Here is an 11,236-nt window from a genome sequence, read left to right as displayed (position 1 = left end):
CGTACGAGCTATCGTCGCAAAATCAACCGGATTATATGTTTCCCGTGCCGTTATATATTTCTTTATAAAATATCTTGTAAGAGACTCATCCGCCGTTAATACCGGTGATGAAATAGGTTCTACCACCGAGGCACGCCCGGTATTACTATTTAGCTGAATAACAAAAGGATCAAATTGTTTAGATTTTACTACAAATGCTATTACTAAAGTTGATATAACCATAAAAATGGTTAGTAGTATTATTAATGTGATAAGTAAGTTACGTTGAACAATTAACTTATCAGATCGCTCTTCATACCAATTCTGAGTAATTTTTAAAGGATTAGCTGATTTAATACTTTCTTGATTTTGTGTACCTCCTGAACCGCTTTGCGAGTTATTACTTGATTTAAAGAAGCCAAATATATTATTCATATCAAAGGTATTTTTATTATTACATTGTTATTGTGTAAAACTATTGCTTTTATGCTATATTTACTGAATTAACCGGTCTTCTTATACAAGGATTTATGCTTAAACTCGATCCATCATCTATATCAGCAGAAACGCACGGGCTTTTAATTTCATAAGGAGCTGAAGGGGTACATGACAACAATTGAGAAAGCATAATTAATACTAATAAAAACTTTAATGATTTTAACATTCTAATTATACATTATTAAATTATCTTGTTACTATTTTAAAATTACCTTACTATACAATAGTTCACAAGCATTTTTTGAAAAAATCTATTTATAAATATAAAAAAATATTAAAAAGATTGTAAACTATTATACTCTGAAGTAAATAAAGGGTATTTATACGAAGTTCAACTTGGAAAAGAGCAAGAAGTCTATAGGCCGAGAAGCTGAGCGTATACTTAATACGTGGCTACCTACGGACTTACAAGGACATTGTCGCCAGTTTTTCAAGTGGGCGAGTATAATATAATAACTACCATCAATAATTGTTATTGTATAATTTTAATTTATAATTTATTTATTTTAATTTTAAAGTTAAATAATATTTGGTATTGTAGCAACAATATAAACTTATTTTATAGCTTAAATAACATTAAATTAACAAATCATAATCATATTATAATAATTATGGTAGAGTTATAAAACAAAATAAACTAGCTATCAATCTAGTAATTATGGACCCATTAACCAACGCAATACAAGAATATATAAAATCCGGTGAATATTTTATTGATGCAAGAAAATGGTATAATTTTAAGTATATCTTACCGTTAAGTCATAGAAGTCTTCTACTTTTAATATGCACGATTTTTACCTTATTATTCACTTTAATTTGTATAAATATCGATATATTGCTACCAATAAACGAAAAAGTAAGTTATTTAATAAAAGATGATGCCGAAAAACAAGCTACCGTTACTAATACTAAACATTCATCATTATCAAATCCTTATATTTCTGTTGCAAATATTATGCTTCAGAATTATGTAAAACAACGAGAAGAATATAATTACGATATATTAAAAGAACAATTTACCTTTATCAAAAACGCTTCTACGAGTATTGTTTATATGCAATTTGCTAATTTTATGAATATTGATAACTCATTATCACCGGTCATAAGATATCAAAAACTATATAGACGCTCAATTAATGTATTATCAATTAACAATATAAACGATAATGAGGCAGTTGTTACTTTTGAGTCATTGGCAAAAAATAGTACGGGTGAAATTTTAGAAAATATGGTATGGGAAGCAAGAATCGGATTTATAATGGATTCTATCAGTACAAGTACATCCCCTGATATGCCGTTCAATTTTACCGTTACTAGTTACAAGCTAAAGTTATTAAGGAATAAAAATCAGAAATAATATGAAGCAACTAATAATATTTTGTACTTTTATAATACTTACATTAGATGTATTTGCTCTTACTATATCACGACCTCTAGGTCGAGACCCACGCTTAAGAGTTATGACTTATAACCCTGATGATGTCTTTAAGTTTACAGGATATTACGGCTATCAAGCAAGTATAGAACTAGCAAGAGACGAGGAAATAGTAAGTATTTCTATGGGAGATACTACTTCATGGCAAATAGTGCCTGCCAGTCATAGGATTTTTATTAAACCGATGGAACCGGATGCTACTACTAATATGACTTTAATTACCAATAAACGAACTTACTTCTTTGAATTATATGCTGCAGAAACGCTTGATATGCGTGATCCTGAAATGGTCTTTAACGTAAAGTTTCTTTATCCGGATGACGAAAATGATAATATGAGCGGTCATATGCAAACTTTTTCTGCTTCCTTGGCAAGCCCCGATCTTACTCATCCTGAAAAATATAACTTTAATTACTATATTAGCGGCAGCGAAGAAATAGCTCCTATTAAAATTTTTGACGACGGCGAGTTTACCTATCTTCAATTTAGGGATAAAAACGCTGAAATTTCCGGTATTTTTGCTGTAGATGATTCACTTCGAGAATCTTTAGTAAATTATCGCCTTGCTCAAGATAATCCTAATATGGTGATCCTTGAACAGGTTTTTCCTAAGCTCGCTGTACGTAAGGGTAAAAAAGTCACATGTATATTTAATCAGTCTTTCAAAGCATATTAACTGTCATCCCGCGACTTGATCGCGGAATCCAGTCTTTTTAATTTTTTTTGGATACCGTGGTCAAGCCACGGTATGACAATGTTATGTCACATTTAATATATTTCTTTACTTTGATTTTACTAACTAGCGGTTTGTTTATAATGCTTACAAGTCGTAATTATATTCATAAAATTATCGGGCTTGGAATCTTTCAAAGTTCGGTATTAGTATTTTATTTAAGTATCGGAAAAATTAAAACAGGCGGTGTACCTATTTTACAAGATGGGCTAACTGCTTACACTAGCCCTTTACCTCATGTATTAATGTTAACTGCTATAGTAGTTGGGTTTGCTACTCTTAGCGTAGCTTTAAGTTTAATATATCAAATTTATAAACATTTTGGTACAATATCGGAAAATGAAATTAATTTTGATAAGTGATTTTTTCAATTATGTTATTCTATACCAAATCGTCATTGCGAGGAAATTACGAAGTAATTGACGAAGCAATCTCAGGATATTTGACGGGATTGCCACGCAGCCTACGACTGCTCGCAATGACGATGGAGAATAAACTTCCATGATCCTAGCTAACCATTTTCCTATCATACAAATATTATTCCCCTTATTCGGTGCTTTACTCTCAATAATATCTTTCCGCTTTACTGCCTTGGCACGAGTAATTACCATAGCTTGCATTTTATCTAGCCTTTTGGTCTGTGTTTATGGGTATAGCATTATACAAAATACGGAACTATCTTACACCATGGGAGGATGGACTTCAAAAATAGGAATAGAATATCGGCTAAATTCACTAAACCAAGCTATTATTATTTATCTTAACTTGGTTTTATTATTCTTTTTAGTTTTTTGTCATAAGATTACTAATCGAACAATCTTAAAATATATAGGCAACAATAGAAAATCTTTATTTTACAGTATATTATTATTCGCTCATACTGGCTATTTAGGGATGATTGCTACTAATGATTTCTTTAATTTATATGTGTTTATAGAAATTTCGGCACTTAGTAGCTATGTCCTGATAGCCTCAGGTAGTAACCCGAGATCTTTAATCGGAGCTTTTGATTATTTAATCATGGGTAGTATCGGTGCAACCCTTATTCTTATAGCCATAGGGTTTTTACTAAGCATTACGGGTAGCTTAAATATGTACGATGTTGCAGCTTATCTACAAGAGCATCATAATTCCCGTATAATCACTATATCTATAGCTTTTTTCTTGATAGGTATTATTTTAAAAGCCGCTTTCTTCCCCCTACATTTCTGGATGATGAGAGCTTATAGCACTACTTCTTCGGTTATTTTAGTATATTTAGCAGGGATTTCTACTATAATAGGACTATATATAATATATAAATTTACTTATATTATTATAGGCTATGAGACAATTAAAATTGCTATTACAAATTTTATAAGACCTATTGCTTTAGCTACTCTTATTATAGCCCCGTATTTTGCTTACCAGGCAAAAGATTTCAAGAATATTATAATTTATTCATGTTTCACTCAAATAGGTTACGTATTTCTCTTATATGTTACCGCAAACGGCATAATACTTTTACCAAGCTTATTACTTGCGGATAGCATAAATAAAATAGCTCTTTTCTTGATAGATGCTTATAATGAAAGCTATAAAAGAAATCCTAATAAAGTTTTAATAATAATTGTTATTATTTGCAGCTGTGGCTTACCTATCAGCCCGTTATTTTTTATTAAAGTAAATATTCTTGAATTACTATTTAGACAAAATCTACTATTAGATTTTATTATAATTCTACTCAGCTCGATAGGATCGCTATTTTATCATTATAAAATGGTGAAAGTTACTTTTTGGAAGAATTGATTAACCTAAATATTATGAAATTTTATATTACAAAGAAAATTTTAAAAAAAAGAAAAGCAGCAGCTATCAAGCTTCAAAAACTTGCTAAAGAAATTAATTTACAACCTTCTGAGTTTGAAGAGTGGTTAAACTATAGAAATGTAGGAAAAAGGTAAAGAGAGTGTTGTTGCACGGCTTGAAAAACCTACTCGGTGTCATACCGTGGCTTGACCACGGTATCCAGAAAAACAACTTAAAATACTAATAATTTTAGTATTTTTAACTAGACCCCGTGGTCAAGCCACGGGGTGACGGTGGAACACATGATTACACAATTTACTACTCCGAGTCTTTTGATTCTATCAACTTTGCTAGTCGGTGCATTAAACTTGACCAGCCCGTATGCTACTCAAAAAGATAGTTTTATACGTAATTTTTTACTTATTACTATCGCTATTTTTTTCTTCGGTAATATTTTAATTATTGATTGGTTATTTTTAAAAGGTATTAGAGCAGGATTTGAATTTAATATATTCGGTAATTACTCTATAGGATTTCATCTTGAACCTTTAGGGCTTATTTTCTTAAGCTTAATAGGCTTTTTATGGATTTGTGCTTTACTTTACACTCCAAAATATCTTGCTATTAATAATATAGAACACTCTTCTAGATTCTTATTTTTCTTTAACTTAACTATTCTAATCGGTGTTTTAATTGCACTATCAGCCAATTTATTCACGATGTTTATTTGCTATGAGCTTTTAACCATTTCTACAGCATTCCTAATAGGGCATACTAGAAATAACATAGTACTTAGCGGGTTATACAAATATCTAAAAATTCTGATGATTTCTGCCACAATATTATTTTTACCGGCAGTGATAATTATTTATGCTACAACCGGTAACGGAGATTTTGCAAGTGGGAGTTTAGTAGAAAATTATTTTTCTCAAAGCCAATCGATTATTTTATTATTAATGTTTATTTTCGGTATTGCCAAAACTGCAATTTTTCCGGTGCATTCGTGGCTTCCTGCCGCGATGGTTGCACATTACCCTGTTAGTAGCTTACTACATGCCGTAATAGTTGTTAAAACTGGGTTGTTTTGTATTTACAAAATCCTATTATATATATTCGGTTTATCGTATTTACAAATGATATTTGCTGAGTTTAACTGGTTAATTTTCATACCGATAGTAAGCATATTTTACAGCTCAATAAAAGCACTAGGCACGGATAATATCAAAAAAATACTCGCCTATTCCACCATGAATCAACTAAGCCTTGCATTGCTTAGTGCTTTCATGTTAACACCTAAAGCACTCGGAGCTGCAATCTTACATTTAGTTTCACATTCTTTTACAAAAATCTGCTTATTTTATAGTATGGGAAGTATTTATAGTTTAAAGAAAGTCGATCAAGTACAGGATTTGCATGGTACATCCAAAGAATTTCCTTTAATTTCTTTTATTATATCTATCTCTTCATTATCGCTAATCGGTATACCTATCTTTAGCGGATTTATTAGCAAATTCTCAATATTACTTGCCGCAAGCGAGCAAAATCAAATCATTGTTATGATTGTCGTAATAGCTAGTAGTATATTCTCAAGCCTTTATCTTCTCAAAATATTAAACTCTATTTATAAACCTGCTTTAGCAGAATATAGCACGGCAAAGCCGCTGCCCTACTCTATGCGAATCAGCATCATTATTTGTGCCTTAGCTATAACATTATTTTACTTTATTCAAATCTTAATCAGAGAATTTTTAGCTTATATTATATAATACATATTTACATAATTTACATATAATCATATAATATGTAAATATAGTAATTATGAGGATAAATATGGCACAAATTATTAGAGCAACAGAATTTGTACGTTCTTTTTCAGATATTATGAATAGAGTGTATTATAAAGGCGAGAGTTTTGACGTTCAAAAAGGTAACCATATCGTAGCAAGGATTTCACCTATACATACAATTGATAAACCAAAAAAAACGTTACAAGAGTTTCTTGAACATGCTCCTATATTAGACCCTGAGGATGTAGATGACTATATAAAAATTGTTCAAGAAGTAAGAAGCAGTACAAAACAAGATATTAAAAAATTGGTTGAAAGATGGGATGATTGAATAAACTTGTTGTACAAACGTTCAACAATACAACAAATTCAATCAAGTCACTAAATATAACAGCTTCACTTAAAGATTAAAATGTTTATTCAAAACACTCAATTTGCACTTTCGCTAGCTAATTTTGAACTTACTTTTGACCTTAGCTCTCAAAATCAATTAATAGCTTTAGCATTCTTGATTGTTACCGCTATCTTAAATCTTTATACAATTTCCCAAAATAGAAAATTTGAGACGCTAATAGGTAGTTTATACTGTTTATCCTCTATTATATGTGTATTTGCGGCTGATTTTATTTCCATGATAATCTCGCTTGAATTCATGACAATTTTTGCCTGCATAATTGTTTTTTGTGACCAATTAAAAATAAAACCGGTACGTCAATATTTTCTCACACATTTATTCAGTAGCGGGTTAATTTTAATCGGCATGACCCTTTTAATCCAAACAACAGGTAATACCGCATTTATTTCTTTAACAGAATCAATATATAATTTTGAGTTACCGGCAATATTAATACTTGCAGGCTGTTTAATTAATGCTGGAGCTATTTTTGTAAATGGTTGGATGGTTAATTGTTACCCGATAGCTTCAAGTAGTGGCATAATATATTTAATAAGTTTCACTACTAAAGTTACTTTAATTATCATTTTAAAATTATTTAGTGGTCTTGAGATACTTAAGTTTTTTGGAATATCAATGATCATTTACGGGTTAGTATTTTCTCTAATTGGGAAAAACTTTAAACGATTGATATGTTATCTTACCGTGTCGCAGCTTGGTTTTATATTAGCGGCTATTAGTATAAACTCTCCAAATATAGCTTATCTTATTACAAGCTTTATATTTATACATATATTATATAATGGGTTATTTGCTTTATATTTCACTTATATAGAAGATGAGTACAATATTAAAAATTACCAAGATCTTCAGAATACTCCAATTAATCTTATTCTATTAGGTGGGTTTGTAGTTAGCATATTGATATATACCTCCCTACTTCCTATTAGTTCTTCTTATATCAAAGATGAAATAGCTAATATTTTAAACGAGAATAATGTAATACTATTTTCTAAGATAGCAACTTGTACCGTGTTATTTGGGTTGTTGTTGGAAAGTATACACTTGTCATACCGTGGCTTGACCACGGTATCCAATAAAAAAATAAGCAATGATACTAAATATTTATGGATACCGTGGTCAAGCCACGGTATGACAAAAGTGCTTTATCTCTCTTTCTGTATCATAACTTTATGCGTATGTTTATTCTATCCTGTTCAAATATTATATGAGGCTAGCTCTAACAAGCTAGTTATCCTTGCAATCTCGCTATTATTAGCTTTAATATTCAGAAAAATACCACGTATTTCAACAGAAGACATCAATCTTGACTTATACCAATATATTGAAAAACTTATCTATTTCAGTATCGATCAATACAAAGAAACAGCAGACAATAACGAAGATGCAGAAGAGTATCTTAATTTTAAGGTTATTTGGGATACTATTTTAAGTAAAATATCTGCTTGGCATAATCAGCAAACTGCTATATTTATTGTATTATCTCTATTAATTAGTTTTATCTTAGCACTTGTCATTCCCGCGTAGGCGGGAATCCAGTAATTAAAAAGCATAAACACAGTAAATTTTTTAAATTAAAAGCTCAATTTATCTCGCTTTTTCTGGATTCCCGCTTCCGCGGGAATGACATAAAACAACACAAAAAAATAAAAAACATGAAGCCACCGATAGCAAATAAACAAAATTATAACTTTGAAGTTCACGAAACAACAATAACAGATGATTACCATTGGCTACGAGATCCAAAGTGGCCAAATGTAGAAGACTCTAAAATTTTAGACCACTTAAAAGCTGAGAATAAATATACCGAAAACTTCTTTGCCGATCTGCAAAAGGATAAAGAAAAGATTTTTGAAGAATTAAAAGGACGGATCAAATTAGACGATGAATCAGTTTATGTTAAGAAAAAAGATTATTACTATTATACAAGAGTAGAGGGGGATAAAAATTATCCGATATATTGCAGAAAGCATAATAATATTAATGCTCCTGAAGAAGTAATATTAGATGTTAACCTTCTTGCTCCAAACAGTGGTTTTACTGATGTTGCTAAAGTTGCAATGTCACCTGATCAAAATTTAATGGCTTATAGCGTTAATTTTACAGGTAATGAACAATACAATATCAAAATATACAATCTTAAAGAACAAAAATACTTACCTGATGAAGTAAAAGACGTGGCACCATCCATAATCTGGCATGAACGCTTAAACGGCTTTTTCTATATTACTATTAATGAGAATCAACGCTGGGATAAAGTAATGTTTCATCGTTTAGGTGAAGATGTTACTCAAGACAAATTAATATTCGAGGTAAAAAACCCTCTTCATTTTATCAGCTGCGAGAAATCCAGTAGCCGTGAATATATTTTTATAAATTCAGGTGATTATAATGAAAATGAAATTTACGTAATTTCTATGCAGGATGATAGTTTTACACCTAAATTAGTACGAACTGCACAAAATAAAATATTCTATGAAATAGAACATAATGGCGATTATTTTTATATTAAAACTAATTATAAAGCTAAAAATTTCCATATTGTAAAGCTGCCGGTAAATAATTTTGAAAATACTAGCTGGAATGATATTTATATTAAGGAGGAACAAGACAAATATTTAAAAAGCTTTGATATTACAAGTAATTATTTAATCTTAAATTATCGTGACCAAGGCTTACCGCTAATTAAAATAAAGCATCTCAAAGATCTACAAGAAAAAACAATTCATTTTCCCGATGAAAGTTTCCAGGCAAGTAGTTTTTCTACAAACTTTGAGGAAGACGATATCAGAGTAAATTACTCTTCTCTTGCAAGACCAAGTACCACTTATAGCTACGATTTTAATAGCGATAAATTAACGATATTAAAGACCCAGGAAATACCATCAGGCTTTAATCCGGAAGAGTATAAAGTAGAGAGAATATTCGCAGATAATGAAGATGTAAAAGTACCTATTACTTTATTCTACAAAAAATCTTTATTTAAAAAAGACGGCTCAAACCCTTTATATTTAATGGGATACGGATCTTATGGGGTTAGCATGCCTGTCAATTTTAGAAATACGGCAGTAACACTCGCCAATCGCGGCTTTATTTATGCGGTTGCTCATATTAGAGGTGGCGATGATCTAGGGCATGATTGGTATGAATCCGCTAAGTTTTTAACCAAAAAAAGAACCTTTGAAGATTTTATAGCTTGCAGTAGAGCTTTAATCAAAGAAAAATATACAAGTAACAATAATATCGTAATAATGGGGGGAAGTGCCGGCGGTATGTTAATTGGTTATGTACTCAACGAAAAACCTGAAGCTTATAAGGCAGCAGTTGCACATGTACCTTTTGTTGATGTTTTGAATACCATGCTTGATGAAAGCTTACCGTTAACTCTTGTAGAATATAATGAGTGGGGCAATCCGAAAGAGAAAGAATATTTTGAATATATTAAATCATATTCCCCTTATGATAACGTAAAAGCACAAAACTACCCTGCTCTATTCATTACTTGCGGTATATCCGACCCTCGCGTTGGTTACTGGGAACCTGCTAAATGGGTAGCAAAATTACGAGAGCTAAAAACGGACAATAATCCATTATTATTAAAAACAAACATGGATACGGGTCATAAAGGTTCTGCAGGTCGTTTTGATTATTTGAAAGAGGCGGCTGACGAATTAGTATTTATTTTTAAGATATTTGATGTGGAAGTTTAGTTAGCAAATTTGTTGCTGGAATCCTGTTATGTCATTCCCGCGAAAGCGGGAATCCATTACTTTAAAGCTTTTTAAAAGCTCGATATATCTCGCTTTACCCTGGATTCCCGCCTACGCGGGAATGACATAGTAACATTACCCAATACAAAAACCATGCATAAAAATTATCTAGAACAATTACAAAAATTACCGATTACTTTAATTTTACTAATTAGCTTAATTTGCTGTATTGGTTTCATTGTGCTTTATTCTGCTGCGAATAGCAATTTACAGCCCTGGGCTTACAAACAAATTATAAATTTTTGCATCTTCTTACCTATAGCTATTATTATTTCATTAATTGATTTGCGAATAATCTTTAGGTTATCTTATATCTTCTATTTTTGCGTATTAGCTTTACTAGTAGCCGTGGAGCTTTTCGGCTCAACTGCCATGGGAGGTAAAAGATGGATCGATATCGGTATAGTTAAACTTCAACCTTCCGAACCGATAAAAATTGCTATTGTATTAATGCTTGCCAGATATTTTCACTCCTTAGCAATTGACGATCTTACAAAATTTCACAAAGTTATCATACCTATTATAGCAGTCTTAGTACCAGCTTTTTTAATAATTAGAGAACCTGATTTAGGTACGGGAATGATTGTCTTAATTGTTTCGGCAATTATATTTTTTGCAGCAGGTTTTAGAATAAAATATTTTATAATGCTGGGCCTCGCCGCTCTTATTAGCCTGCCTATTGCTTGGAATATGATGTATGATTATCAAAAAAAGCGTGTGATGGTTTTTTTAGACCCTGAACATGATCCGCTCGGTGCTAGCTATAACATAATTCAGTCTAAAATCGCTATAGGTTCAGGTAGCTTATTTGGACGCGGTTTAAATCAAGGT

General features: G+C 31.1%; 12 protein-coding genes. 10 read left to right on the top strand and 2 right to left on the bottom strand.

What is annotated here, in order from left to right; all coding sequences use genetic code 11:
- Window positions 1–414 (bottom strand): VirB8/TrbF family protein (locus tag AC1Z7D_RS03815; RefSeq protein WP_482602124.1); only part of this gene is annotated, 414 nt, incomplete at its 3' end.
- Window positions 415–463: 49 nt separating this feature from the next.
- Window positions 464–643, bottom strand: coding sequence for a DUF2706 domain-containing protein (locus tag AC1Z7D_RS03810; protein ID WP_482602122.1), 180 nt, complete (start codon window positions 641–643; stop codon window positions 464–466).
- 492 nt (window positions 644–1,135) lie between these two features.
- On the opposite strand from AC1Z7D_RS03810, the gene AC1Z7D_RS03805 reads away from it, so the two are divergent.
- From AC1Z7D_RS03805 to AC1Z7D_RS03760, 10 genes are all read left to right on the top strand, one after another.
- The gene (locus AC1Z7D_RS03805) at window positions 1,136–1,834 is read left to right on the top strand and encodes a VirB8 family type IV secretion system protein (protein ID WP_482602120.1); all 699 of its coding nucleotides are present in this window, start codon (window positions 1,136–1,138) and stop codon (window positions 1,832–1,834) included.
- Between the two features lies 1 nt (window position 1,835).
- Window positions 1,836–2,588: a P-type conjugative transfer protein VirB9 gene (virB9, locus tag AC1Z7D_RS03800; RefSeq protein WP_482602118.1), complete on the top strand. Its 753-nt coding sequence runs from the start codon at window positions 1,836–1,838 to the stop codon at window positions 2,586–2,588.
- 83 nt (window positions 2,589–2,671) lie between these two features.
- On the top strand, window positions 2,672–3,007 hold the full coding sequence (locus AC1Z7D_RS03795) for a Na+/H+ antiporter subunit C (RefSeq protein WP_482602116.1): 336 nt from the start codon (window positions 2,672–2,674) through the stop codon (window positions 3,005–3,007).
- Between the two features lie 139 nt (window positions 3,008–3,146).
- Window positions 3,147–4,433, top strand: a complete 1,287-nt coding sequence (locus tag AC1Z7D_RS03790) for a proton-conducting transporter transmembrane domain-containing protein (RefSeq protein ID WP_482602114.1) — start codon at window positions 3,147–3,149, stop codon at window positions 4,431–4,433.
- Entirely contained in the window at window positions 4,421–4,588 is a 168-nt protein-coding gene (locus AC1Z7D_RS03785; RefSeq protein WP_482602112.1) for a hypothetical protein, read from the top strand. The genes AC1Z7D_RS03790 and AC1Z7D_RS03785 overlap by 13 nt, the downstream gene beginning before the upstream one ends.
- A 147-nt stretch (window positions 4,589–4,735) precedes the next feature.
- The gene (locus tag AC1Z7D_RS03780; RefSeq protein WP_482602110.1) at window positions 4,736–6,199 is read left to right on the top strand and encodes a proton-conducting transporter transmembrane domain-containing protein; all 1,464 of its coding nucleotides are present in this window, start codon (window positions 4,736–4,738) and stop codon (window positions 6,197–6,199) included.
- 64 nt (window positions 6,200–6,263) lie between these two features.
- Window positions 6,264–6,551 carry an antitoxin gene (locus AC1Z7D_RS03775; protein WP_482602108.1) on the top strand — a complete coding sequence of 96 codons (288 nt, stop codon included), beginning with the start codon at window positions 6,264–6,266 and terminating at the stop codon, window positions 6,549–6,551.
- An 81-nt stretch (window positions 6,552–6,632) separates the two neighbouring features.
- Window positions 6,633–8,162: a proton-conducting transporter transmembrane domain-containing protein gene (locus tag AC1Z7D_RS03770; protein WP_482602106.1), complete on the top strand. Its 1,530-nt coding sequence runs from the start codon at window positions 6,633–6,635 to the stop codon at window positions 8,160–8,162.
- 128 nt (window positions 8,163–8,290) lie between these two features.
- A complete protein-coding gene (locus AC1Z7D_RS03765) occupies window positions 8,291–10,345 on the top strand; it encodes a S9 family peptidase (RefSeq protein WP_482602104.1) in 2,055 nt (684 codons plus the stop codon).
- 153 nt (window positions 10,346–10,498) lie between these two features.
- Window positions 10,499–11,236: FtsW/RodA/SpoVE family cell cycle protein (locus AC1Z7D_RS03760; protein ID WP_482602102.1), on the top strand; the 738-nt coding region annotated here is incomplete at its 3' end.

This window comes from Rickettsia sp., assembly GCF_965035265.1.
This window is presented reverse-complemented; position numbering and strand designations above follow the sequence as displayed.

Bases quoted from the DNA above. Each gene is read 5' to 3' on its own strand.
- AC1Z7D_RS03810 (WP_482602122.1), bottom strand. From the start codon at position 643: ATGTTAAAATCATTAAAGTTTTTATTAGTATTAATTATGCTTTCTCAA.
- AC1Z7D_RS03805 (WP_482602120.1), top strand. From the start codon at position 1,136: ATGGACCCATTAACCAACGCAATACAAGAATATATAAAATCCGGTGAA.
- virB9 (WP_482602118.1), top strand. From the start codon at position 1,836: ATGAAGCAACTAATAATATTTTGTACTTTTATAATACTTACATTAGAT.
- AC1Z7D_RS03795 (WP_482602116.1), top strand. From the start codon at position 2,672: ATGTCACATTTAATATATTTCTTTACTTTGATTTTACTAACTAGCGGT.
- AC1Z7D_RS03790 (WP_482602114.1), top strand. From the start codon at position 3,147: ATGATCCTAGCTAACCATTTTCCTATCATACAAATATTATTCCCCTTA.
- AC1Z7D_RS03780 (WP_482602110.1), top strand. From the start codon at position 4,736: ATGATTACACAATTTACTACTCCGAGTCTTTTGATTCTATCAACTTTG.
- AC1Z7D_RS03775 (WP_482602108.1), top strand. From the start codon at position 6,264: ATGGCACAAATTATTAGAGCAACAGAATTTGTACGTTCTTTTTCAGAT.
- AC1Z7D_RS03770 (WP_482602106.1), top strand. From the start codon at position 6,633: ATGTTTATTCAAAACACTCAATTTGCACTTTCGCTAGCTAATTTTGAA.
- AC1Z7D_RS03765 (WP_482602104.1), top strand. From the start codon at position 8,291: ATGAAGCCACCGATAGCAAATAAACAAAATTATAACTTTGAAGTTCAC.